Here is a 26030-nt window from a genome sequence, read left to right as displayed (position 1 = left end):
TTTTGCTTTTTCAATTAGAAACCAACAACCATGTATATGAAATAACCTTTAATTCGGTACCAATACCTTGTCTATTACATGTATAATCCCATTGGATGCTTCCACGGTACCTAAAATTTTTCCACCATTGATTAGAATCGAGCCATCAGCATCAATAGTAACTTCAACAGAACGACCGTCTGCTGTCCCCATTTTGCGGCCATTGACAAAATCGCCAGGCTTATACACTCCTAACAGCACATGATATTCCAAGATGTCCCTCAATTGTCTTTGATTCTCCTTTTTGGTCAGGGTTTCAAGAGTTCCTGCTGGAAGGGCATCAAAAGCCTGATTAGTAGGTGCAAAAACAGTAAATGGACCCACATTGGTCAATGCATCTACATATTCAGCCGCCTTAAGTGCAGCCACTAAAGTAGTATGGTCTTTTGACCCTACTGCAACTTGTACCACATTTGGGTTTGAAACATCATCTTTAACCCCTGATTGACCCACAGAAGGTGTGGAAGATTCACTGGAGACTGCCTGACTCTGATTTTCGGATGTGCCACACCCGGTCAGATATACCATAGCAATAAGCACGGCAAATGTTTTTAAAATAGATTTCATATTGATTTGGGTTTGAATTTTGACGCAAGATAATAAAGGATATTTTTATCCTTTATGACCAAAGTCATACTTTTCAAAAAAAATGATGAAAAAAATCAGCTTAAAAAGTTTAGAAAATGAAAAATTATCAAATAAATTCTATCTGAATTTTAGCTTTTACAGAAAGTTCTTGCCCCTCTTTAGCTGCTTTCTCAAGCAATTCCTGAATTTCGATATTAGCTTCCTGAAGAGATTTAATCCTTTCCAGGGATTTGACCGATTTTACACCATAACGAACTTCAGAGTTAAAATTTTTAACTAAATGAAAATTGACTTTATGGCTGATGAGATTTTGTAAAATTTCCAATGCTTCTTTTGGTTCGAATTGACCTTCAATTAAACTGACTTCAAGTTTTTCTTTCACTTCCATGATCATATAAATAGTTAAGAATGAACGATTATGCAAAAATGGCAATCACCATTCATTAATTTTTATTTATACTTTTAATGCCTTGCATAATCTTTTATTATGAATCAGAGATTATTTGACAATTCAATGTTATTTCCAAAAATTAAATCTTAAATTGAATGGAGATGATTTATGTCATGATTTATTTCTATAAAACATCATAATTTTGATTTATCAATCTCATAAACCACTATGGGCAAACGCCAAAAAATAAAAAGAGGGTTATTCAAATATAACCTCATCCCTCCCCATAAATGGCGACCGGCAGCGACTATATTAGTAGCTGCGATTTTTGGATTGGGCCTATACCTCATTAGATTAAGTAATGCAGCTTCTTACCTTTCTGATGATCCGCAGGCATGTGTCAACTGTCATATCATGACACCACAATATATCACGTGGACCCATAGTTCTCATAGGGAAGTTGCCCATTGCAATGATTGCCATGTTCCTCACGACAACATTGCCAATAAATATTTCTTCAAGGCAAAAGACGGCCTGTACCATGCCTCTATTTTTACTTTAAGGGCAGAGCCACAAGTTATAAGAGCCCTCGAACCTTCCATCAAAGTAATCCAAAATAATTGTATCAGGTGTCATGAAAATCAGGTAACCGATGCCAAACTACTTGGTTTTGTGGAAAATCATCAGGGGCATAGAACTGACAGGATTTGTTGGGAATGTCATAGAGAGGTTCCACATGGCAAAGTCAAAAGTCTATCTGCTGTTGGGCATCAGATAGAGCCCATCAAGGCCCATGCTCCTGAGGATTTGGATATCATTCCTAAATGGCTCAAAGAATCAATGAATAACAGATAAAAAAGCATTCCCTATAAACCACCTTTACTATGAAAAATTGGATCCTTTTCACGTTGACAGCAGTCATAGTTTTTTTATTGGCCATGCTGGCATATTCTATCATGGACAGAAAAACAGAAGCCAGGTTCGCTTATCAGCCCAAGGTACAAATAGAAGGTATTGAACCAAGAGACTCTGTTTGGGGACTAAATTACCCAAGGCAGTACCAATCTTACATGAAAACCCAAGATACCACCTTCAAAAGCATGTATAATACCAGTGGATTCAAAGATGTATTGGCCGACCAGCCAGAATTGGTCATCCTATGGGCAGGCTATGCCTTTAGTAAAGACTATAACCATCCTAGGGGACATGCTTATGCCGTGACAGACGTCCAAAACACCATCAGAATAGGCAGCCCAATGGCTCCCGGAGAAGGTCCACAGCCTTCTACCTGCTGGACATGTAAAAGCCCGGACGTTCCAAGGTTGATGAGTGAGATGGGGGTGACCGAATATTACAGTCAAAAATTATCTGATTTAGGCACTGAGGTGATCAATCCAATTGGATGTGCTGATTGTCACAATCCACAAACCATGAATTTGACCATTACGAGGCCCGCTTTGGTAGAAGCGTTTGAAGCTATGGGTAAAGATGTCAGTAAAGCTTCTCATCAGGAAATGCGGTCTTTGGTCTGTGCCCAATGTCATGTGGAGTATTATTTTGATAAGAACAAACCAGGAAAAGAAAATGCTGCCTATCTGACATTTCCCTGGAAAGATGGCATGACAGTAGAAAATATGGAGGCCTATTATGACAATATCGATTTTTCAGATTGGACACACCCTATCAGCAAGGCCAGAATGCTCAAAGCCCAACATCCGGATTATGAATTGTTTGAAATGAGTGTACATGCCAAAAGGGGCGTTTCCTGTGCTGATTGCCATATGCCTTATAAAAATGAGGGGGGCCAGAAGTTTACTGACCACCATATCGGCTCGCCTTTGAGCAATGTAGAGAACTCATGTTTTGTTTGTCACCGGGAGAAACAGTCAGACCTGATCACTGATGTGTATGACCGACAGCGAAAAGTAAAAGAAGGATCTTCGAAACTTCAAAAACTCATTGCTATGGCCCATATTGAGGCGGGTAAAGCATGGGAACTTGGAGCCACAGAGGAACAGATGAAGGATATTCTGACAGGCTTACGGCATGCACAATGGAGATGGGATTATGTCGTTGCCTCCCATGGAGGTGCATTCCATGCTCCTTTAGAATCCAGTAGAATTGTTACATCTGGTACGGAAATCATACAGGACACAAGGATTAAATTAGCTAGATTATTGGCATCCATGGGGCACAACAAACCTGTTGAAATGCCGGATTTTTCAAGTAAAGCTGCACTTCAGGCTTATATTGGACTTGACATGGACAAAGAACGGGCAGACAAAGTGAATTTTCTGGACCAGGTAGTACCACAATGGCTAAAAGAAGGAAAAGCAAGGGAAGCCAAAAAAGAGGTTAAAACCCTTTCTAGCAGGTAAGGCCTTTAAATGAAAAATTGATGAAAAAGCTCCATCTCCTGGTTTTGGGAATCATTTTAGCCCAAATCCACCAGCCTCTTCTTGCCCAATTCAAAGTGGACGGTCAGATCATTCAGAGAACTGAATTCAGAAATGGATTCAGTAGGTTAATTCCCGCTGATGCCGATCCTGCAGCTTTTATTGCGCACAGGGCAAGACTTCAGGCCATGTACGAAATGGAAAATTTCACATTTTATATGAGTGTACAGGATGTAAGAGTCTGGGGAAGCACACCACAAATCAAAGCCTCTGACAATTTTCTTTCTGTACATGAAGCATGGGCACAGGCCAAACTAGGTAAAAACTGGCAAATCAAACTCGGAAGACAGGAACTCAATTATGATAATTTTAGGTTTTTGGGCAATCTTGACTGGGCCTTACAGGCCAGAGCACATGACTTTGCACTGGTCAAGCATGAAAAAGGCGATATGAAATTTCATTTTGGGGGAGCCTACAATCAGGCGGCTCAAACGCTTACCGATCAACCTTTTACCGTACCTAATCAGTATAAGATCGCCCAAATGGCCAGATATGAAAACAAATGGGACAAATTCTCCTTCTCAGCACTCTTTTGGAACGACGGAAGAGAATGGCAGACTTTTGATACCAATGGGGCTCTGACAGATAAAGGAGTCCGATACCGCTCTACTTTAGGCTTGCCTACCTTAAGGTATAATTCTGGAAATTCACAGTTCAATGCCTTTTATTACCACCAGTTTGGAAAAGATGTTCAAGGACATCGGCTAAATGCCTTTAATTTCAGCTTAGCATATAACCACAGCATCGCAATTCAGCCCGAAGAAGGTAAAATCTGGACCTTATCACTGGGAACAGAATATATCAGTGGTACCTCAATGCTCGGGGGAACCGAAAATAGATCCTACAGTCCACTTTATGGAACCAACCATTTATTCAATGGGTACATGGACTTGTTTTACGTAGGCGGCACCCATGAAAACAATGTAGGTTTGAAAGATTATTTTCTAAAATCCAGGTATGCTTTCAATAAAAAGCTGTTCTTCCAAGGGGATTTTCACTTGTTCTATGCTCAAAATGACGTTTATAGAGTGAGTGGTCCAACCGGTTCAGATTTTTTTGCTGAAAAACTCAACAGTTATTTAGGAAGTGAACTTGACCTTAGTATGGGAATTATTGTGAGTGATGCTTTCTCCATTCAAGGGGGGTACAGTCAGTTTTTTAGCACAGATACATTTCAATATCTCCAAAATGTAAACAATCCCAAAAACACCCAAAACTGGGCTTACCTGATGTTGATCTACAGGCCAACGATGAAAAATAAATTTATTGGAATTCTTTTATAAGTTATGAAGTACCTGAAGTTTTTGCTCTCCACTAAAATCACCTTGGTTTTGTTAATTGCATATGCTGCTGCAATGGCAGTCGCGACATTCATTGAGAATGATCATGGTACTGCTGTTGCCCGGGGCTTGGTTTACGATGTTTGGTGGTTTGAAATTATCATGATTTGGATGGCCATTAATTTTATAGCTCATATTGGACAGTATCGTCTATTTCATCAAAACAGATGGCCTATTGGGCTTTTCCATATCGCCTTCGTCATTATCATTCTCGGTGCAGGTATTACCCGTTATTTCAGTGAAGAAGGCATCATGCATATCCGTCAGGGACAAGAATCGAATACTTTTTATACCACAGCGAAATACCTTCAGGTGCAGCAGTTATCTGAAAATGAAAACAGAAAATTTGAAAAACCCCTATCCCTGCTCCCCAAAGATTTCAAGCCAAAAACGGTGAATGTAGAGATCGGTCAAGAACCTTTCAAAGTTATTGTGGAAGAATATATAAAAGGGGCTGTTGAGTTTTTTGAAGCGGGAACAGAAACTTTTGTAGACCTAGCTGTTGCCCAAAATGCCGGAAGGGAAGATTACCTGATTGATCAGGGCAAATATATACAAATGGGTAGCATCACTTTGAGCACCAAAAATGACCCCTCACACCCTATCCGTATATACAAAGAACAGGATTATTGGGTAATTGAATCGGATGTTCATCTTCAAATGATGGAAATGAGCAGTCAGCAAATGGGCACGATGCATGCGGGCGAAAAACAAGCCATTCAATTAAGAACACTCTATCAATGGGATGAAGGCGCCTTTTTGATTAAAGGCATTCATGAAAACTCCAAAGTGGTATATCGGGCAGAAGAAGATGAAAATATTGCCAAGAACCTGTTCGATGTGATCAGGTTCAAAGTATTAGACCAAAATGATCAGCTCATCACTGAAAGTTATGTCAAATTAGTGAGTTTTGAACCCAGTTGGAGCAATTTTTCTTACAAAGGGAAAGATTACCGAGTGACATTTGGTCCAAAGCCAATCCAAATCCCCTATTCACTCTACCTCAATGCCTTTGAACTTGAACGGTATCCCGGAAGTCAGAGCCCCTCTAGCTATGCCAGTGAAGTAATGGTCATGGATGCAGGGGAAGAATTCCCTTATCGGATATTCATGAATAATGTCTTGGACCACAAAGGCTTCAGGTTCTATCAATCTTCTTATGACACCGATGAAAGAGGAACTATTCTTTCTGTCAATCAGGATAGACCAGGCACCTACCTTACCTATTTGGGATATACCCTTCTGACTTTGGGAATGTTTTTGACCCTATTTGCCAAAGGAAGCCGTTTCAGAATTCTGAACACCAAACTAAATAAATCGAACAAGGGAAATCCTGTAAAGAATCCATCAAAGAATTATGTAAATAAAAGCATCGTAGCAGGGATCATTGCTTTAGGATTAGTCGCCATCTATGGAATGAAGAACCCTTCCAATGAAAATCAGATAAATAACAGCATTGTTCCGAAAGAACATGCGGATGCTTATGGCCGCTTAATTGTCCAGGATCTGGACGGAAGGATGAAGCCGCTCAATACTTTGGCCAATGAAATTGTCAGAAAACTGACAGGTAAAAGTTACATCAGCCTCCCTGGTCCGGAGGGAGAATTACGACTCAACCCTGAACAGTTTTTACTCGCAGTCCAAATCGACCCGGTAACCTTTAGTGAATTACCGATTATTAAAATTGATCAGAAAAAATCATTTGAAGTTTTTCAAAAGCTCAATATAGAATCTACTGATAGGGTAAGCTTTAAAAACTTTTTGGATGAAGAAGGTAATTACCTTATTCAGGCAATGGTTGAAAAGGCCAACCAATTGAAACCCTCTGAAAGAAATGAAGCCCATAATGAACTACTTAAGACAGATGAAAGGTTTAATATCTTTTATGGCTTGCTCACAGGAGATTTCCTTAGGTTATTTCCAAACAGGCTGGACGACAACAATACTTGGTACACCGGTCAACAGTTTATGCAAGGTTTTGAGGAGGAGGATGCCGTTTTTGTCAAAAACATCACACCACTTTATCTCAATGCTGTCAATAAAGGCCTAGAAGAGGGCGATTGGACCGAAGCAGATGAAACCTTATCCTATATCTCCCTCTATCAACAAAAAGCAGGGTCAGAGGTTTATCCAAAAGACATGGAGATCAAAGCTGAATTATGGTTCAATAAGCTAAATCTGGGAACGAAGCTTTTTGGTCCATTTTGGATTATTGGAGCATTGATGTTGGTCCTGGCTATTTGGATGCTTTTCCAAAGCAGCAGATTTTTAGAGAATGCCTGGTCAGCTGGTAAAATCTTGAGTTGGTTGGGTTTCTTGATTTTCACCTTCCATTTAAGTCTACGTTGGTATATTGCAAAGCACCCACCCTGGAGTGATGGTTTTGAAATGCTGATTTTTGTAGCATGGGGTGTCTTGATGTTTGGCTTAATTTTCTCCAATAAATCCAAATTTACCCTTCCTTTGGGCTTGTTGTTTTCGGGAACATTGCTTTTTGTAGGTTTCCTGGATTGGCTGAACCCTGAAATCACCAACCTTATGCCGGTCCTGCATTCTTATTGGCTTAAAATCCATGTGGCTGTTATTGTCAGCGGATATGCGCCATTAGCCTTGTCTGCCATCCTTGCCCTTCTAAGTCTTTTACTGGTCATATTTAGGCCTAAAAACAGCAAGCCAAATTGGTGGAACAGTTTAAGGGAACTTCAAATGGTCAATGAAATGTCCATTACTGTAGGGCTATTTTTATTGACTATAGGGACGTTCTTAGGTGGTGTTTGGGCAAATGAGAGTTGGGGTCGCTATTGGGCATGGGACCCAAAAGAAACCTGGGCATTGATTTCGGTGATTGTTTATGCTGTTGTATTGCACTTACGACTGGTACCGGGTTTGAAAAATAACCTCATATACAATTTAGCCAGTTTGTGGGCATTTGGAGCCATCATCATGACTTCCTTCGGGGTGAATTATTACCTATCTGGCCTACATTCCTATGCCAAAGGTGATCCTGTTCCGGTACCAATTTGGGTTTATTGGCTTGTTATCACCCTCTTGCTGATATCAGCCCTGGCTATTTTCCGGTTCAATAAAATCAAAGATGATGAAAAAAGGGCACTGCTGATTTAAGCAAATCTGGCCAGAACAGTCTCCCCGTTTTCCACTTCCTCTGCTAACTGCTTGAGGCTCTTTTTGGTCAACATAGTAATTACATGAGTTCTAACCTTAACCACTTCTTTGTGTAACGGACAGGGATTAGTCTCTGAGCATTGGTTCAGACCTAAGCTACAGCCATTGAATAATTGATCTCCATCAATGGCCACCACAAGATCTTTCAATGTATATTTTTCATGCTCTTTATCTACATAAAACCCCCCTGTAGGTCCTTTCATAGAGCCAACTATTTTCTTGCGCACAAGATCCTGTAAGATCTTTGCAGTAAAAGGTTCAGGAGCATCAACATGTTCGGCTATTTCTTTTGCTCCAACTTTGTTGCCATGGAGACTTTGCTTCCATATATAGATCACAGATCTGATACCGTATTGACAGGCTTTTGAAAACATGTTATTATTTAATTAATACTTTACTTGTAGATGATTCGAGTAGGAAATCACTGATACTTTAATCCAATTAAATTAATGGATTTTTGTTGAAACCAGAGAAATGCTCAAGAATCCCAATTTTCAGGTTATTAGAATGATTGATAGACATGTATTCTATCGGTCATAAGTGGCTGCGCAAGTTAATTTTGATCATCTTCAAAAAAAAGATATTTTCATCTATTTATCCGTGATCTTTCACACAAAGGATTAACGGTTTAAAAACGTTATTTGTTGGTAGCAATTAAAAAAATCATGGATAATCTGTCATTTAAACAACACTGGGAAAAAATTTATGAAACCAAAAACCACCAAGAAGTGGGCTGGTACCAACAAAAACCAATGGTATCACTTTCATTTTTTGAGGAATTGAATGTTCCATTAGATACTAATATTATTGATATAGGTGGCGGTGAAAGTTACTTGGTGGACAATTTGGCCCAAATGGGATACAAACATATTTCAGTTTTGGATATCGCTACCAAAGCCATTGAGAAAGCGAAAGCACGATTTAAAGAATCTGGTCAAAATATTCATTGGATTGTTTCAGATGTCCTAGAATTCAGTGTGTCCAACAAATATAATGTTTGGCATGATAGGGCAGCCTTTCACTTTTTGTTGGAAGAAAAAGATATCCAAAAGTACGTTGAGCATGCCAAAAATGCTTTGAAAGAAAACGGGCTTCTGTTCGTCGGAACATTTTCTGAAAATGGGCCCGGAAAATGTAGTGGTCTGCCAGTCCGAAAGTACGCTATCGATGAGTTGAAACAGGTATTCAGTCCATATTTTGAACCGATCAAATGTTTCAATATTGATCATTTCACACCTTCTGATAACGTACAGAATTATACTTTCTGCACTTTCCGTAAAAAACACTGATTCCTATAACTCTATAGCGAAGACTTAAAATGCCCCTGCAGTAAGCTTATAGTTTCCTGCAAGGGCTAATTTATTATCTCAACAAATGGTATCGCTTAAGGGAACTTTACACTGAGCATCACGAAGAAGTTCCTGCCCGGAGCATACATTGGTCTTCTGTCTGCCCCAAACGGTCTGTTCAAGTGCTCATAATATGCCTGATCCAAAAGGTTTTGGGCACCAACTTTAACAGCAATTGAGTTTGTCAAAGAATAGCTGGCATCAATATCCAGTATTGTGAAACTTGGGGTTTCCCTTTCACCAAAGCTTTTTGAAATCATTTTCTGAGCGACCACATGTCTCAACCTGATGGCTGTATGTAGGCGGTTATTAAGGTGATTGCCCAAAAGGAAATACCTCAAATCCATCGGTGCAATTTCGGGTAATGCCTCACCTGCGGATAAATTTTGACCACGGGTATAAGCCAACATCAATTGCTGGCTAATACCATATCCAATTAAATGATTGACTGCAAGTTCAAAGCCTGTTTTCATGGCCTCATCAATATTCACATATTGTCTTACGCCAGGACTAGTTGGTAGTCGGGGTGTCAAATCAACTTTTTCAGCTGTGATATAATTAGTCAAATAAGCCGCAAAGAAATTTACTTCTGCTGATATTTTGGATGCCTGATAACCCAATACCAAATCCAATTGGTTATTAGTTTCGGGATTCAATTCAGGGTTTCCGACCATTTCATAAGGATCTACTCCAACTGGGAAATAATTGATAAACCTTTCAGTAATGCTTCCACTGCGTTGAACCCTTGCCAACCAAAGACCTATATTGAACTTATCGCCCAAATCTCTTTTTAAACCACTGGAAATTCCAGGATTTAGTTGAATGACAGAAGTCTCAGGATTTACCTGCACAAACTCCACTGCATTGTCATTGGCCTGAGCCTGGTTCACATCCAAGCGACCCGCCAAACTAAACACATATTCGCCTACAGGTAAATGGTATGATCCAAACAACCCTGTTTTGTTAATTCTGGAGTCTTGCCAGGCATTGTCATAAAATATTTTTCCCGCATTAGGCCCCATCAAAAATTCTCTTTCCCTTATTCCTTCCGCTGCCTCAGTCCTGAAGTCAGCGCCGGTAAATAGTTTGGCTTTACCCAATTGCCAGGTCCCTTCTGTCCTTGCACCAATATGCTCGGTCTTGGCAGGAGTAGTGGCATTCATCATTCTTGGACTCAGCTCTCTCAACCTATTGTCCATCAGGTGATCTACCAAAGAAGCATAAGCAGAGGTGGTCCATTTCTGAAGATGGGGACCGGAATGGGTTTTGGTATGTCTGATACTGGCCATCCAGGTATCATCAGACCTAAGGTCCATGTTCAAAGTTGGAAAATCCACATCTCTGGCAAAATTTCTGTTTACCGTGACCTGTATTAAATCCCTGGACCCTATTCTGAAATCACCGTACATCCCCACTGTTCCTCTCATAAAACTCGAAGGAACTGCATTGCCATCCCCATCCACATAATCTGTTCCTTTGGACCAAGAACCCATTACTCCGATATCATGATTTTGACCATGGAAACCCACTCTTCCTTCATTTCTAAACACATTCCCATTGGATTCATACATGGAAGAAAACCTGCCATATACCCCTTTATCCATTGAAAAATGAGGATCTTCCTGGATAAAATTAATCGTTCCTCCCAATCCAATGCCATACCTTAGGGCGTGTGGTCCTTTCAAAATTTCAACCTGCTTAATCCTGTTCAGGGCTATTTGTGAAGTAGGTGGATCCATTCGGTTTGGGCAAGCTGCGGCTGCAGACTGAAGACCATCTATGACGATGTTCAACTGATCGTATTTAAATCCCCGCATCACCGGATCAAAAGCAAAAGCACCGCTTTTGCGGATACCATTGACTACCGGATTCAGGTTCAGGATGGCTCCGGCATCATGATGAAGCCTTTCCTGGTCTGAGATGACAATTTTTTTATCTTTTTCATCAGCCATTTTCAGTGAAATCACTGAAATAGGTTGTAAGTTGAAGAGTTGCTCTTGTCGGTAAAGCTTACCACTTAACAAAAGCTATTGTACTTGTTCTTCATTCAAGCTCCACTTACCATAATTGACATGACTTAGATGAAGTATTTCTCCTGGAACAAAAGTCAGTTTGATAAAACCATTATCATCCGAGACCCCTTTTTGGTCCGCATAATGATAGATTAGACCAATAATGGGTTCATGGGTGTTGTGATCGAGAACTTGAAATGAAGATGATTGCCGGGCCTCTGTTGTACTTACCATTAAGGCAAAGAATGCCAAAGCCACAAATATATTTTTGAGGGAATAATGATATGTTTTCATAACTGAAAATTCTTAATGAATGAATGGTTTATTGGGTAAGCATACCCCATCTTTTTTCTTGTACTTGAAATAAGAAACAGGTTTTTATCATTTTAGCGCAGTGTCTCACTAAACCCTAGGGCTGACACATCAAGCAAAATGACCTAAAAATCCATTATAGATTAAGATTAGCTCCGTGGCGGGTGAAAAAAATCCTTGTCGTTTAGAAAATCAATTTCAAATACATCCAAAACCCCAAAAATCGGATGAAATTCTTTCCAATATGTTTCAATGTGGTATCCTTTTGCCGGTAAAGTATACATCAGCAATACTTCTTCCTGTACAAAAGTTTTTCTATTTTCCTCATGTTCCTGGGCCTCTCCTAACCTTCTGTCCAGTTCACATTTACCATCACAGGCCAGTTCAGGTTTATCCTGATTGATACAAAACAATTCTGAAATAGTCTCCCTATTGAGCACAAAATCTGCCTGAATCAAAGAGTACCCCATACCATTCAACAGGATGACGATTGATAGCAGGATATGGGAGATACTTTTGTACATTTTAAACTTACAAAGTTAGTGTTCATTTGACATGAATCTGTGATTTATATCACGCTGTCCATTTCATGTTTCGTAGTTTTGAGATGATGATTGTTTTCTATTGGTCGGTTGGAAACTACTTTTAGTTTTTTTTCTGTGACTTTACTATAGAATACAATTCCGGCCATTAAGGCAAATTGAGCCAATATTGAATAGCCATTGATCACTCCGAAGAGTGTCCGCCATTCATATATTCCAAAGACACTGCTCAAAATTCTGCCTAACAAACTCAGTTGGAAAATGCTCCATCCAATCCAAAGAATGGGGTGGTATAAGTTTATCTTAATATTAAGAATCATGGGTAAAATGATCGGAGCATGTGCCCAAATCATGGAAAAAGTAAATCCAAGGAAAAAAGTATGGATATATAAATCATAGTGGAAACTATGAGCGGTCATGAATGTCAGGATGATACCATGTAGGGTAAGCCAAAAATAACCCACCCTGAGACCTATTCCTATATATTTAAATTGCTTGCTTTTCTGAGCAGCCACTTTGGCCATATCAAAATGCAGTAACCAAAATGACATAAAAATGATTGCAGCTCCCATCAACCAATTACCATAATCATGAAACGGTAACCAAAGACCAATAAAGAAGGCCGCCAATAGCCAAACCAATGCTTTTTTGGCGATGACAGGCGTAGGTAAAAATTTACTCAATTCTAAACGCTCTCCTACAATGGTGAACAGCACAAATCCAATCCACCAAGGCACAGCACCTGGGACAAAACCTGTATACAGCAACGAAAAATTACCCAACATCCAGGACAATGCCCCAACACTCATTACATATTGATATAAAGCAGGATGACGCAAACTCTGCAAGTACATAATACCCATCAGTCCTAAACTTGCAGACAACATCATAGCTATTCCGAAAGTGGGCCATCCCAGCAACAACAAAACCGGGATGGATAATCCACTTATCAACGGAACAACTAACCAAACCTTATGCCTCATCACCATGGCTCTCTCTAAAGAAATCAAGGTGCCTAAAAATCCTCCGACCATTAAGATACCATGATTGGCAGCTGATCCTGATATTGCAATTTCAGTATAGCCAATGCGGATCCACCCTCCAACCATTCCTGTGACTAAAGCTATCAGGACAAATGGAAACAAATAGATTGGTTTTAGAGCCTTCATGGTTATATTTTTTTGATTCTATCTATAAGAATATTTATAAAGCTCTTCCACTATTTGGTCCAATACCTCTTCCGGGTGAATGAGGTAGTTCGTGCATATTTCCTTCACTGTTTTTTCCTTTTCCAACATGGTATTGACTCCAATAGAACGAAATACACTTTCTGCTCTTGAATCTGCCTGCATTATTTCCCGTAAGGAGAATTCTTCGAAACTTTTCATAAACATGAAGTATATTAAAGGATAATTTTATCCTTTATATGTTTTTTGAAAAGGGAGCCATTTGACTCCCTTGTGTAACAATTCAAAGATACGAATACTTTATTATCGGACAAATATATCTTTTATTATTTTTCCCATTCTGCAAAAGAATTTTCAGTTTCAAATAACCTCAGTCTTTTTAAATGGATTTGGTTGGGCAATTTTTGTTGGAGTTGATTCGCCATCCATTCCAACATTCTCTCAGCTGTTGGTTCCGAAGCCATCCAGAATATTTTTTCCTCCATTTTTCCAAAATCCCGTTCATTCACCTCATTCCTTTTGAGCATGATGGCATGGTCTATGGGATCTACGATGACATCTTTGACTATTTGCTTGAGAATTTTGAAATCCAATAACATGTCATCTTCTCCAACTTCCTCTCCTGTGATGGTAACGTGCAATTTATAACTGTGCCCATGAATATGCTGGCAGGCCCCTAGATAGGAACTGATTCTATGGGCAGTTTCAAAGGTGAAAATTTTGGTAATGCTCAACATTGATTTTAGAACATTAGGTGAGTTGTGGAACCAGGCCTTGAATTTCCTCTTTTATACCTTCCAGCTGAACTTTCATCTTGTCCAAAATCTCCTCTGTATCCAAAGAAATCTGCTCTGACAACTCTTGGTAATATTGAATCCCATCCTGCAGATTCTTTTTGAATTTTTCAATGTAAGATTCGTATTTGGCAGTCTTTTCAGGAATGGTTTTTTCTATTTCTACTTTTAAGTGCTGAACATAAAGTTGAAGTTCTTTAATGAATACATGGGGTCTTTCAGGGTCAAGATTAAGGTTGATTTTTCCATAAATATGGTCTACCATCTCTTTAAGACTGAATATACCTTTGAAATAAGCAAGGTTAGGTCCTGGACAAATGGTTACCGCATTCAAATTCCGCTTAGGTGTTCCTCCCGCATTCAATATAGCAGGAGCGCTCAATCCTTCACAAAGACAGTCTTTTGCCAGCACTTCATCGAGTTCCCGTTTGGTCGTTTCTCCGGCTTCGAATTTTTTGATTTTCAGGTTTTGGTATTCCCTGGAAGCCGTGCAGATGGCCTTATCTGAAAATTCAGTACTAAATGTCAGGAATTTTTTATAACAAGGGCTTCCCGGTCTGTTTTTTGCAATCCTGGCCTTTCTTTGATCCTCTCCACTACTGTTTCGGAGATTATTAAACGGAATACCTAGCGGAGAAGCATGACTCAGATAAAAATCTGATTTCCTGGCATTGATTAATCTCTGCAAAGTATCTTCGTCCACACTTGTAGCTTCTGGAACAAGTAAAAATGGGCTGCCCCAACCAGTGCCATCCAACTCATAATATTCCATCAGAAACTGGTTTTCACGGGCATTGCCTATACCGCCTTGGTAAGTTATTTTTGGTTTTAAACCAGCTGGCATTTCAGGCATTCCCTTTTCCTGTAAAACCTGCTGACAACTGGTCCAAAGTGTTTGGGTGAGAGTATCTCTATTCGTTTTAAACTCTTCCAAAATGGGGCCAATCAACAAGCCATCAGTAGCAAAAGCATGACCTCCACAATTGAGTCCTGATTCAATCCTGAATTCTGACACCCAAAGACCTTTTTTGGCCAAGAATCTACCTTGTATCAATGCTGACCTATAATCAGAGACTTTCAGGATGATTCCTTTTTTGATCTTTCCGTTTGCATCTGGAAAAAAATCCGCAAACTGCTCCGCATAACTGAAAAGAGCCGGATTCATCCCAGCTGAAAACACCACTGATCCATTAACCTTACTATTGGCAAATCCCCTTAAGGCAGACAAAGCATCAGAATATTCCCTTGGCAACTCATTACCTTCATTGTCAAAATTAATCTTATCTACCTTGGTCATGATATTGACATCAATGTTCCCCGGAAGAACAGATCGCTTTAAAAGAGCCTGCAGTTCCCGTTTTTCATTTCCCTGTGATTGTAGCATTTGATGATACATTTTTTTGGATGGATGGGAATTGGGCAGTAGCTCAAAATATTGCTCGATATCCTTTCCAGTCTCAAAATCCTGAGACTTGATGGCTTCTATTTGCCTGATTACTTCATCATGCAGCAAATTCAGGTACGCAGTAATTCTTTTTGCCCTATAGTCCTCCATTTTATCATCAATTGGGATATAGGGAACAGCGAGTTTTCTGCTATATAATCTACGCATTTCCTCCAATAAGTGATCATCCATAATGGACACGACAGAAGAAATGCCAAATTTCGCGACTTTTAATGGTGAATCAACAGTAAAACCCAATCCCATAACAGGAATATGGAAACTATGAACAGAAGTAAATGATTCGGGCATATTTTGATTAATTGTAATTTCAGCTCCTGATAAGAAATCAGATATAAGATGGCAAAGCTATTAGCATTATTTCCTGTAAAAACAGGCATTCATCATATCCCTAAGTGATATTTGTCATGAAAAAATGCTCTAAACAATTAATTAAACTAATTATATAAAAAGAAAATTGAAAGAAAAAATCCATCAAAAACCCTATATATCAGGCACTTAACATAATAAATCTGTCTATGAGCACAAAAAATTAAATCACTGCCCAACCCTACTAAAAGATTTATATAAAACGATTCAATTACAAAGATGTAAATAACATTCTTTGTAATTGAAACCTCTAATCTTCCCTGTATTTCTTTTGTAGGCCACGGAGAAAATACCTTAGGATTTGATCTTTGAGCAAACGGAATTGCTTTTGGGTCGGCTTTCGGAAAAATGCACTCAATTCATGTTTACTGATATTGACATTCATCGATGCCAAAACTTCCAGAATATCCTCATCCTTCATATCCAAGGCTATCTTCAGCTTGCGCAGGACCAAATTGTTGGAAAGTGTCTTTTCAGCAACAGGTTCCACTCCTTCCTTTTTACCCCTTCTGTCCATGATCAAGCCATTGAGGAAATAAGCAAGATCCTTATCATAAATACCTTTGTATTCCGGATCCTCTTCTCTTTTCAACCAATCACTAACCTCAGCTCTAGTAACCTGCTTTCCTCCAAGTGCAAAGAGAGCGATCATCTTATCATCATTAAAATCAAAAGTATAACGCAGGCTGCGTATAATATCATTATTGGTCATGGTCTTTAAAATTGCAATGATTAGTCAGTAAAGATGCCCCAAAGTGGAAAGTTTTCCAAATTGGAAAACTCAGCACAAACTTCATCGTTTCTTGTTTCTAGCATCTCGTCTCTAGCTTCTCGACTCTTTTTCCCTTTTAAAAATCCGCCTTCCCAAATCCGAAATTTCTTCTAACTTTCCTCCAGCACCTCCCTTACTTTTGCCCTTAAAACCGGCAATAACCTTTCTTCAAACCAAGGATTCCTTTTATGCCAGGCTTTATTCCTTGGTGAAGGATGAACCAATGGGAAATACTTGGGAAGATATTCCTCAAAATTCATGACCGTTTCAGTCAGTGTTTTTCTCCTTTTCTGACCTAGATAATATCCCTGTGCATATTGACCAATAAGTAAAGTCAACTCAATTTGTGGCATATGTTCCAATAGCGCATCATGCCATTTAGGAGCACATTCAGGCCTTGGAGGCAAGTCCCCTCCTGTTCCTCTTCCCGGATAACAGAATCCCATGGGGATGATTCCAAAAAATTCCGTATTGTAGAAAGTCTCTGTATCCACTCCCAACCATCTCCTAAGCTCTTTGCCGCTTTGATCATTCCAAGGTATTCCTGTCTCATGAACTTTCGTGCCAGGTGCCTGACCCACAATCAAAATCCTGCTTTTTTCATCCGCAGAAAATACCGGCTTAGGACCTAATGGCAAGTAATCTGCACAGATCCGGCATGATTTCACCTCTTGGACTAGATTTTCAAATTGTCTTAGCATCATAGAAAAATTTATTAATACCTAAATATACATAATCATATACTAAGAAGAACTTCGGTATAACCATAAAAAGAAGACAAATTTATCTTTTATTATGCAAAAACAAGAATTTAAAGTCAATTATTTTCCATGATTTAAGTCAAGCCCAAACATGACAAATACCCTTAGCCATAGTGACACTAATCTTTACCTTGAAAAAGTTTTTGTTACAATTCCACCAATAAAACCTGAAATCCTATGGATCAATTTGTCATCAAACGGAATGGAGAGTATGCGCCATTTGAACCCTACAAAATAGAAGATGCACTACAAAAAGCATTTCAAAGTGTCCATCAACCCTACCAACCGGAAGTTTTTGAATCTGTTATCCACAAACTGAAAGATAAAACCACTTGGGCAGTTGAGGAAATACAGGATATCATTGAAAAAGAACTTTATGCTGCGTCTTTGTTTGATGTCATGCGCTCCTTTATGCTTTACAGGCATACCCGCAAAATGCAAAGGGAGCATGTTGCCGGACTGAACGAGGACACCACCTATGTAGACAGCACACAGACCATAGAAGAATACATACAACAAACAGACTGGCGCATCAATGCCAATGCCAATACTTCCTATTCCAATGCCGGGCTCGTCAATAATGTGGCGGGTAAAATCATTGCCAATTACTGGTTGGACAGTGTGTATTCAAAAGAAGAGGGATATGCCCATAGAAACGGAGACATACACATACATGACCTTGATTGCCTGACTGGCTATTGTGCAGGTTGGAGTTTAAGGGTTCTCCTCAATGAGGGCTTCAATGGTATAAGAGGCAGAGTAGAAAGCAGACCTCCCTCCCATTTCCGGGAAGCATTAGGTCAAATGGCAAATTTTCTGGGAATTCTCCAGAGTGAATGGGCCGGAGCACAGGCATTCAGCTCATTTGACACTTACTTGGCTCCTTACGTTTTCAAAGATAATCTGAGTCAAAAAGACGTAGAAAAAGCCATCCGCTCTTTTATCTATAACCTAAATGTACCTGCTAGATGGGGACAATCCCCTTTTACCAATATTACTTTGGATTGGGTGACACCTGATGATTTGAAAGATCAGATTCCAACAAAAAATGATATCCATCTCTTTAGGGATATTAAAGACCCTGAACTTTTGTACAGGGCCTTGAAGAGAGGTATAAGCAATCCAGAGGACATGACTTACAAGCATTTCCAAAAGGAAATGAACATGATCAATAAGGCCTATTATACAGTTATGACCGAAGGTGATGCCAATGGCCAGCCCTTTACTTTCCCAATCCCAACAGTCAACATTACAGAGGATTTTGACTGGTATGGAGAAAACACAGACCTGTTGTTTGAAAATACCGCTAAAATCGGTTCTTCTTACTTCCAGAATTTTATAGGTAGCCAATACACTTATGATGAGGAAGGAAACAAAATCGAAAACCCTGAAGCCTATAAACCCAATGCAGTCCGAAGCATGTGCTGCAGGCTTCAGTTGGATTTAAGGGAATTACTCAAAAGAGGAAATGGCCTATTTGGTTCAGCCGAAATGACCGGAAGCATTGGAGTAGTCACCATCAACATGGCCAGGTTGGGATATATCTACAAAGGAAATAAAGAAGGCCTTTTCCAAAGATTGGACCACCTGATGGAAATTGCCAAATCTACCCTGGAGAAAAAACGAGTATTTATCCAGGAGATGTATGATCGGGGCCTTTACCCTTATACTAAAAGATACCTCCCCCATTTCAGAAACCACTTCTCCACAATCGGTGTCAATGGCATGAATGAAATGATCCTCAATTTCACAGATTCCCAAGAAGACATTACCAGCCTCTCAGGACAGAAGTTTGCATCCGAAATCCTGGAATATATCCGTACTCGTATGAAAGCATATCAGGAAGCTACAGGGAACCTTTACAACCTGGAAGCTACCCCTGCTGAAGGTACTACTTACCGATTTGCAAAAGAAGACAAAAAGCGCTTTACAGATATCATTCAGGCCGGTGAAGAAGAAAACATCTACTATACCAATAGTTCCCAAATACCTGTTGACTTCACGGATGACCCATTTGAGGCATTGATGCTCCAGGATGACCTCCAATGCAAGTACACAGGAGGTACAGTACTGCATTTGTATATGCGGGAAAAAATATCCTCTCCGGAAGCTTGTAGGTCTTTGGTCAAAAAAGTGCTCTCCAACTTCAAACTACCCTACATTACCGTAACACCGGTCTTTAGTATATGTCCTGTACACGGCTATCTGAACGGTGAACATGAATACTGTCCTAAATGCGATGAAACCTTGTTAAATACTATAAACCAAAATCCAAATGATTATGCAAAACATCCTTGAAACACAATCCATCCTTGATAAGCACCAAGCTGAAAGAACAAAATGCCTCGTATACACACGGGTAATGGGTTACCATAGACCAGTTGAAAGTTTTAATATAGGAAAGAAAGGTGAACACAAACAAAGACAGCATTTTACGGAAAAGTGAAGCTGCTAAGCCAATTTACAGCATTACACCATTCACAATCCTAGACTATCCAGATAAAACAGCCTGCATCCTTTGGTTTGCAGGCTGTAATATGCGCTGTGGCTATTGCTACAATCCCGAGATAGTCAAAGGCAAAGGAAAACTGAGTTTTGAAGATGCCCTTGGATTTCTTAGGAAAAGAATAAACCTGCTGGATGGAGTTGTGCTGAGCGGAGGGGAAAGCACTATGCACCAGGACCTCCCCTGGCTGGCAGACCAGATTCACCAAATGAGTATGAAGGTGAAAATAGACACCAACGGAAGCAGACCTCATGTTCTTGAAAATTTGATTGCCCAGAAATTAGTGGATTATGTGGCATTGGATTTCAAGGCACTACCCAGAAGCTTTGAAAGAATTACTGATTCTAAGCTCTTTGAAGAATTTGAGCAAAGTCTGGAAATGCTCTTAGACAGTGATATTCCATTTGAAATCAGGACCACTTTACATTCTTCCCTGATCAGCGCAGAAGAACTCATAGAAATGGCCGACTTCCTTTACCAAAAGGGCTACTCTGGCAATTATTATTTGCAGCATTTTGTGGGAGAAAAAGAAACAATCAACACATTGCCAAAAAGTTTTAAAAGGCATTTCACAGAAACAAAACACAGTTTGCCCATTCATGTGATCTGGAGGAATTGACACTATCTTCTACAGATTAGCCTCATTTGGCTGAAAACTAATACAACCAAAAAGCCCATTTTCAGGTTCTAATTTGATAAGATAATTCTGATAAAATCCATTAAACAAAAAAAGTGGGATCAGAAATCCCACCCTTTTTATTACCGAAAACACATCATCTAAATACAAATTTCAGAAACCAATATTGTTGCTTCCATAATTACCATAGTATGGATCGAATTGGTGATCAAACAAGCTTTTTCAGATTTTTCAAGGACTTTCACTGCTTTATCTTCAGATTCTTCAGCACAAATAATCAGCTCAGGTTTCAGCACAATTTCAGACATCATCCATTTCCCTTTTTCTCTTGAAAGTCTCCCTAAAGCTTTGCAGGAAAAATTCTCATATTTAAGTTTATAATTCTCTGCCACTGCAAGGAAGGTTGTCATAAAACAGCTGTTGACTGCTGCAGTAAACAGGTGCTCAGGAGACCAGATTCCCGGAACACCTTCCGGAAATTCCGGTGGAGTAGCACATGAAAAAGAATGCTCAAGCTCAGGAGAACTCATCTTTCCGATTCTTCCATTTTGCCAATGGACGTTGACCTGATAGGTAAATGATTCCAACATATACGATAATTCTATTTGGTTTAAACTGTTTCTATTTCTTCTTCTACTTCTTCGGGTTGATGATCAATTTTTCTCATTTCATAGGCAGGTTTGAGATGCTTGGCGCTTTTCAATACAAACCAAGTCAGAGGAAAAAGGCCTCCAACACAAAAAACAGCTCCACCTACAATTCTTAACCAGGTCATTGACTGAAAAGGTACACTTTGGATAAACTCCTGTGACCTGGCAAACCAATACCCTTCCTCCATCACTGCAACAAGTTGATGGATTCCTGCAGGGAATAAATCCAAAGTTACCATCAATAAAAGGCCGATATTGATTGACCAAAATGTCGTTTTCACTAATTGAGTGTTCCATGCCTCAGGTTTAAGTAAAAACCTCAAAGCAAAAAGAATGGCAGCTATGGATAAATTACCGTAAACTCCCATCAATGCAGCATGCCCATGATTGACTGTCAGGTAAGTTCCATGCTCATAATAATTGGCTATGGGAAGGTTAATGATCAGACCAAAAACCCCTGCACCAAAGAAATTCCAAAAAGTTACCCCAATGATAAAAAGAAATACTCCTGGCATCGCAAAGAGCGATGATCGATGTTTATCTTTTTGCTTTGTCGATAATAGATATGGCATCCGTTGCATCCTCCACGCCTCCAAGGTTAACAATATCAACGGAACTACCTGTAAGGTGGAAAATACACTTCCCAAAGCGAGTGTTCCTACAGGTTTGGCATTCCAATAGAAATTATGCGAAATCCCCAAAAGCCCTGAACCCAAAAACAGTAAGGCTGCTATATACACCACTTTCACGACAGCTTGCCTATTGACCAAACCCATCATCACCATCATATAGCCTACAATTATCGTAGTAAATACTTCAAAGAATGCCTCCACCCACATATGCACAACCATCCATCTCCAAAAATCAGCAATGACGAAATTGGTTTCAGGTCGAGCTACAAAACCCGATAATAAAAGAAGCAAAATACAGACAATGGAATACACCAACCAATTGGGTAAACCCCAGGGCATTCCAGGTCTAAGCGTATTTTTAACACCTCTATAAACTATAACCGCCCAAAGCGCAAAGATGGCCAAAAGGAAATATTGGTAGAGTCGTCCTAATTCCACAAACTCCCAACCTTGATGCCCTAGCCATCGGGAATAATCCCCCAACATACCTGTTGGGCCCATAAAGATTCCCACAAAAGACCCACCTACCATGACAAAAAATATCCCAAAGAGCAGATTGATCAAAAATAGCTGACCTTTAGGTTCACTCTTTGCCAACAAGGGAAGGATAAAAAAGGAAATCCCAACCCAACAGGCTGAAATCCAAAACAGAGATAACTGAACATGCCAGCTCCTTGAAATTGTAACAGGTAATACTTCCTGAATATCCCAACCAAAGAATTTGGTAAACCCAACAAAATCATGAACAGTCAGAACTCCAGCCAAAACCTGAATCAAAAACAGGATTACCGCAACATAGAAAAACTTAAAGGTGGCTCTTTGGGTCGGCGTAGGTTTGTAGTGTTGTAATTTTTCTTCAGTGACCATTTCTGATGCACCTTTTGCATAATACTCCTCACTCAGTTGTTCAAATTGTCCATAGTAATACAGAACAATTCCCAAACCCAAAACCAGCCCCAAAAGGCCCACAATACTCCAAATTAAAGTGGAAGGCGTAGCAACATTTCCTGCAAATTCATCATAAGGCCAATTATGGGTATAACTGTATTTTTCACCCGGTCGCTCTACGCTACAGACCCAGGATCCCCAAAAAAAGAATGCACTTAAATCCTTGATCTCTGCGGGATCGGAAATATATCCAGTCGGCTTAAATGCCTCATGAAAATCAGGATTGAGAAACATCTCTTGATAAAAGCCCTCCAAATCCCGAATTGCAGCTACCTGAGCAAAAGAAACCTTAACCTGATTCTGATTTTCATCATAGGTATTTTCCTTAATCTCTTTTTGAATCTTTCTCAAAATACCTTCTGACTCAAAATCACTCTTACTACCATTCCCGTTCAAACTTTCCTGATAAAAACGAAACATGGATTTAGCCCTTTCATTTAAGGCCTGAGCTGTAAAATCCGGACCTCTCAAGGCGCCGTCTCCAAACATACTTCCATATTCCATCAACGCATATCGATGGAAAACCTCCTGTCCTCTCAATATTTGCTCTTGGGTGATGATTTCTTCTCCCTTTTCATCTACATAATGCGGAATGGGAGGCGCTTCCTCGTAAGTCTGATAGGCAATGAACAAAAGACCTACTATACTGATGACAAAGATGAGCATAAAGGGAAGCCACCAGTTCTTTTGTTTCATGATGTAATTCAGGAATTTAGTATCCGGTTTCATGGGTTAAGGTTTAAGGTAGATTTATTTCATATTTAAGAGTATTAATTCTTAATTAACAGGAAATTTTTTTAATCAAATAACCGTACTTCTTCAGCAAGTATCTTTTCTCCTAATTGGGCAAGGCTCGTGTTACAGAGATGGGATTTTATGTCCTCTTTGATGCCTTTCCAAAAATTGTGGACAGGACAAGGCTTTTCTACACCACAGCCTGGAAAACCTAAAAGGCAATTATCAAAGTATTCCTCTCCTTCCAAAGCCAAGACGATGTCTATAAGCATTATCTGATCTGATGGTTTGGCCAATGCAATCCCACCTGAAGGTCCCCTATAAGAATACAATATGCCCTTATTGGTTAACTCCCTAAATATTTTAGTCAGAAAGTGAAAGGAAAGATTCAACTCTTTTGCAATTTCCCCAATACTCAGATATTCACCAGTACTTGGGTTGCTCACCACATATAGTAGCGCTCTGATGCCATACTTGCTCGTTTGGGATAATACTTTCATGCTTCTTAATTAAGACTTTTAACTCTGAAATTAAAGTATTTTTTTCTTGACAATCAAATTTTAATAGAAAGTTTTTAAACCCAAAACCCAACTACCACTACCACCAGCAATCCTATAAGGACAGTTGCAAACTTCCAGAAGAAATGGGCCTTACTCAATTCCATAAATACAAAGGCAACCAGGAAGAATTTAACAGCAGCTAAACCCATCACCAGCCAAGTCAAATAATTTACAACTCCAAGATTAAAAACACCAAGAAATGCAGAGACTTGGGTCAGCCCAATCAAAATAAAGAGTATTAATAAATTTTTCTTTTCCATCTTAGAATATCAGGTATAAGGAAGGGAATAATAAAAGCCAGATCAAATCACACATGTGCCAAAAAGCAGCCCCAGATTCCAAATCTGTCCCCTTAAGAGATCTGGGGCTGGTTTTTATCTGCCACCAACTGAATACCAAAATCACCAGACCTACCAAAACATGCGCAAGGTGGAATCCGGTCATTAGCCAATAAAAGGTAAAGAACATGTTATCCCCCATGTCTAGGTCGCCTGTCAATTTTTCAACATATTCATAGCTTTTCAATCCTACAAAAAGCAACCCGCCCAACATGGTCCAAACCAAGTATTTTTTAGCTGATTCAATAGCCCCTGATTTAAGTTTCAGGACAGTATTGGCCATAAAATATCCACTGACCAATAAAATTAAGGTATTCAAGGTGCCGATAGAAGTATTTAATTGAAGCCTGGATTGATGGAATAGCTCGGGCTCTAATTTGCCATAATAAACCAAGCCTCCGATCCCCAATCCGAAGGTGATCAGCTCCAATATGATGATTATCCATAACAGGATGCCACCCGGAGGGTAAAAGATATCCTTATGATCTATATTCTGGGCTTTTATTTCCATTCCAACAGTCTTTTTTCTCCATCTATATGCTTGATATCTGTGATATCCTGTGACATTTCTATGACCCCACGGTAATTTTTATCCGCATCCCGTACGGCGAAATACCGGATATAGATCAACCTGCCTTTAAAATTGATCCAAAAAGAAGCTTCATTTTGCGTGCCCTTTCTGAATTCCTCCAGTATTCTCAGGACAGTATCCACACTTTTGGGCGGGTGACAGAACCTGACTTCCCTACCAATAATTCCTGCACTTCTTGGAAAGGTCCGTTCCTCTCCTCTATTGTAAAAAATCACTTTGTCATTTTCATCCACATATGTAATATCCAAAGGCATCGTACGAAGTAATAGGTTGACCTGTTCTACCGTCATATAGCCTTCATCATAATGCTGACTTTCAGCCTTAGCAAAACTTAAATCTCTTTGTGTAAAATCTTCTGATGGGTGCACATAGGCCTGTTCAGGATAAGCAGCAGGCTTTTCTGATAGCATCCACCCTATCTCCTCCTCTCCTTTCCGCATTTGCTGCCAGTCTTCTTCTTTAAGTATTTTCAGGGAATTGGGGAATAGAACTGTCTCCTCCACCAGCATGAGCCTTCGGATATTATTGCTTAAATGATGGAAATTCTCATAGACTCCACGGATATCCCTGGCTTCCACTTTTTCCCTGACAAACTTGAAAATACTGCGAATGGTGTCATGAAAAGACCACATATTTTGGGAAGGTCCGTTCCAACCCCTTTTTTCAAGAAAGGGGAAAAGTTGGTTTTCTTTGCGTTCAAAACGCCTTTCAATTGTTTGAAGTTTATTAAAGAGGTTGTAGAATACCTGATAATCATTTTCAATATCACATTGCTCTAATTCCTCAATCAGCTGATGAATCAATGCAGTTTCCTTTAAATACGTATGGATAGGATGACCTTTAGGAAGGTCAATTTCTTGTTCGTAAGTGTTCAT

26 protein-coding genes are annotated in these 26030 nt (G+C 39.5%); 8 read left to right on the top strand and 18 right to left on the bottom strand.

The features are described from left to right. Window positions 1–48: 48 nt before the first annotated feature. A complete protein-coding gene (locus ACFFIP_RS10955; RefSeq protein ID WP_382387677.1) occupies window positions 49–606 on the bottom strand; it encodes a fasciclin domain-containing protein in 558 nt (185 codons plus the stop codon). 127 nt (window positions 607–733) lie between these two features. Next, window positions 734–1015 (bottom strand): hypothetical protein, encoded by a 282-nt coding sequence (locus tag ACFFIP_RS10950; RefSeq protein WP_382387676.1) that lies wholly within the window; start codon window positions 1013–1015, stop codon window positions 734–736. 231 nt (window positions 1016–1246) lie between these two features. Between ACFFIP_RS10950 and nrfH the strand changes: the two genes are divergently transcribed. The 4 genes from nrfH to ACFFIP_RS10930 are packed head-to-tail and all read left to right on the top strand — an operon-like array spanning window position 1247 to window position 7937. After that, complete coding sequence (nrfH, locus tag ACFFIP_RS10945) at window positions 1247–1873, top strand: cytochrome c nitrite reductase small subunit (protein ID WP_382387675.1); 627 nt, start codon at window positions 1247–1249, stop codon at window positions 1871–1873. A gap of 29 nt (window positions 1874–1902) precedes the next feature. Continuing rightward, window positions 1903–3396: an ammonia-forming cytochrome c nitrite reductase gene (gene nrfA / locus ACFFIP_RS10940; RefSeq protein WP_382387674.1), complete on the top strand. Its 1494-nt coding sequence runs from the start codon at window positions 1903–1905 to the stop codon at window positions 3394–3396. 20 nt (window positions 3397–3416) lie between these two features. Then, entirely contained in the window at window positions 3417–4757 is a 1341-nt protein-coding gene (locus ACFFIP_RS10935) for an alginate export family protein (protein WP_382387673.1), read from the top strand. A gap of 3 nt (window positions 4758–4760) precedes the next feature. After that, complete coding sequence (locus ACFFIP_RS10930; protein WP_382387672.1) at window positions 4761–7937, top strand: cytochrome c biogenesis protein; 3177 nt, start codon at window positions 4761–4763, stop codon at window positions 7935–7937. Here ACFFIP_RS10930 and ACFFIP_RS10925 read toward each other — a convergent pair. Next, on the bottom strand, window positions 7934–8371 hold the full coding sequence (locus tag ACFFIP_RS10925; RefSeq protein ID WP_382387670.1) for an RrF2 family transcriptional regulator: 438 nt from the start codon (window positions 8369–8371) through the stop codon (window positions 7934–7936). The genes ACFFIP_RS10930 and ACFFIP_RS10925 overlap by 4 nt on opposite strands. Before the next feature lie 291 nt (window positions 8372–8662). Between ACFFIP_RS10925 and ACFFIP_RS10920 the strand changes: the two genes are divergently transcribed. Continuing rightward, a complete protein-coding gene (locus tag ACFFIP_RS10920) occupies window positions 8663–9286 on the top strand; it encodes a class I SAM-dependent methyltransferase (protein ID WP_382387669.1) in 624 nt (207 codons plus the stop codon). Between the two features lie 95 nt (window positions 9287–9381). On the opposite strand, the gene ACFFIP_RS10915 is transcribed toward ACFFIP_RS10920, so the two are convergent. The 9 genes from ACFFIP_RS10915 to ACFFIP_RS10875 form a co-directional block, all read right to left on the bottom strand. Continuing rightward, the gene (locus tag ACFFIP_RS10915; RefSeq protein WP_382387667.1) at window positions 9382–11313 is read right to left on the bottom strand and encodes a TonB-dependent receptor domain-containing protein; all 1932 of its coding nucleotides are present in this window, start codon (window positions 11311–11313) and stop codon (window positions 9382–9384) included. 60 nt (window positions 11314–11373) lie between these two features. Beyond that, complete coding sequence (locus ACFFIP_RS10910; RefSeq protein ID WP_382387666.1) at window positions 11374–11652, bottom strand: hypothetical protein; 279 nt, start codon at window positions 11650–11652, stop codon at window positions 11374–11376. Window positions 11653–11819: 167 nt separating this feature from the next. Further along, complete coding sequence (locus tag ACFFIP_RS10905; protein ID WP_130276696.1) at window positions 11820–12194, bottom strand: hypothetical protein; 375 nt, start codon at window positions 12192–12194, stop codon at window positions 11820–11822. Window positions 12195–12238: 44 nt separating this feature from the next. Continuing rightward, the gene (locus ACFFIP_RS10900) at window positions 12239–13381 is read right to left on the bottom strand and encodes a DUF8744 domain-containing protein (RefSeq protein ID WP_382387665.1); all 1143 of its coding nucleotides are present in this window, start codon (window positions 13379–13381) and stop codon (window positions 12239–12241) included. Between the two features lie 18 nt (window positions 13382–13399). Beyond that, a complete protein-coding gene (locus tag ACFFIP_RS10895) occupies window positions 13400–13600 on the bottom strand; it encodes a hypothetical protein (RefSeq protein ID WP_130276698.1) in 201 nt (66 codons plus the stop codon). Between the two features lie 125 nt (window positions 13601–13725). After that, window positions 13726–14136 (bottom strand): 6-carboxytetrahydropterin synthase QueD, encoded by a 411-nt coding sequence (gene queD, locus ACFFIP_RS10890; protein WP_382387664.1) that lies wholly within the window; start codon window positions 14134–14136, stop codon window positions 13726–13728. Between the two features lie 13 nt (window positions 14137–14149). Beyond that, window positions 14150–15946, bottom strand: a complete 1797-nt coding sequence (locus tag ACFFIP_RS10885) for a hypothetical protein (RefSeq protein ID WP_382387663.1) — start codon at window positions 15944–15946, stop codon at window positions 14150–14152. A 328-nt stretch (window positions 15947–16274) separates the two neighbouring features. Further along, complete coding sequence (locus ACFFIP_RS10880) at window positions 16275–16736, bottom strand: YehS family protein (RefSeq protein ID WP_382387662.1); 462 nt, start codon at window positions 16734–16736, stop codon at window positions 16275–16277. A 170-nt stretch (window positions 16737–16906) separates the two neighbouring features. Next, window positions 16907–17500: a uracil-DNA glycosylase family protein gene (locus tag ACFFIP_RS10875; protein WP_382387661.1), complete on the bottom strand. Its 594-nt coding sequence runs from the start codon at window positions 17498–17500 to the stop codon at window positions 16907–16909. Between the two features lie 234 nt (window positions 17501–17734). Here ACFFIP_RS10875 and ACFFIP_RS10870 point away from each other — a divergent pair, with 234 nt between their 5' ends. The 3 genes from ACFFIP_RS10870 to ACFFIP_RS10860 are packed head-to-tail and all read left to right on the top strand — an operon-like array spanning window position 17735 to window position 20682. Next, on the top strand, window positions 17735–19855 hold the full coding sequence (locus ACFFIP_RS10870; RefSeq protein WP_382387660.1) for a ribonucleoside triphosphate reductase: 2121 nt from the start codon (window positions 17735–17737) through the stop codon (window positions 19853–19855). Then, window positions 19833–20003: an anaerobic ribonucleoside-triphosphate reductase gene (nrdD, locus tag ACFFIP_RS10865; RefSeq protein ID WP_446685329.1), complete on the top strand. Its 171-nt coding sequence runs from the start codon at window positions 19833–19835 to the stop codon at window positions 20001–20003. The genes ACFFIP_RS10870 and nrdD overlap by 23 nt, the downstream gene beginning before the upstream one ends. After that, a complete protein-coding gene (locus ACFFIP_RS10860) occupies window positions 19966–20682 on the top strand; it encodes an anaerobic ribonucleoside-triphosphate reductase activating protein (protein WP_382387657.1) in 717 nt (238 codons plus the stop codon). The genes nrdD and ACFFIP_RS10860 overlap by 38 nt, the downstream gene beginning before the upstream one ends. Before the next feature lie 158 nt (window positions 20683–20840). On the opposite strand, the gene ACFFIP_RS10855 is transcribed toward ACFFIP_RS10860, so the two are convergent. From ACFFIP_RS10855 to ACFFIP_RS10830, 6 genes are all read right to left on the bottom strand, one after another. Further along, window positions 20841–21290, bottom strand: coding sequence for an OsmC family protein (locus ACFFIP_RS10855; RefSeq protein ID WP_382387655.1), 450 nt, complete (start codon window positions 21288–21290; stop codon window positions 20841–20843). A gap of 20 nt (window positions 21291–21310) precedes the next feature. Further along, window positions 21311–23659, bottom strand: a complete 2349-nt coding sequence (locus ACFFIP_RS10850; RefSeq protein WP_382387654.1) for a nitric-oxide reductase large subunit — start codon at window positions 23657–23659, stop codon at window positions 21311–21313. Window positions 23660–23727: 68 nt separating this feature from the next. Further along, window positions 23728–24165 (bottom strand): RrF2 family transcriptional regulator, encoded by a 438-nt coding sequence (locus ACFFIP_RS10845; protein WP_382387653.1) that lies wholly within the window; start codon window positions 24163–24165, stop codon window positions 23728–23730. 74 nt (window positions 24166–24239) lie between these two features. Beyond that, window positions 24240–24485, bottom strand: coding sequence for a cytochrome C oxidase subunit IV family protein (locus ACFFIP_RS10840; protein ID WP_382387652.1), 246 nt, complete (start codon window positions 24483–24485; stop codon window positions 24240–24242). Window position 24486: 1 nt separating this feature from the next. Beyond that, complete coding sequence (locus ACFFIP_RS10835; protein WP_382387651.1) at window positions 24487–25074, bottom strand: cytochrome c oxidase subunit 3; 588 nt, start codon at window positions 25072–25074, stop codon at window positions 24487–24489. Further along, entirely contained in the window at window positions 25065–26030 is a 966-nt protein-coding gene (locus ACFFIP_RS10830) for a DUF438 domain-containing protein (protein ID WP_382387650.1), read from the bottom strand. The genes ACFFIP_RS10835 and ACFFIP_RS10830 overlap by 10 nt, the downstream gene beginning before the upstream one ends.

It is taken from the genome of Fontibacter flavus (genome assembly GCF_042432905.1).
GTDB classification, from domain to species: domain Bacteria; phylum Bacteroidota; class Bacteroidia; order Cytophagales; family Cyclobacteriaceae; genus Fontibacter; species Fontibacter flavus.
The sequence above is the reverse complement of the archived record's forward strand: the minus strand, read 5'-3'. Positions and strand labels throughout refer to the sequence as shown.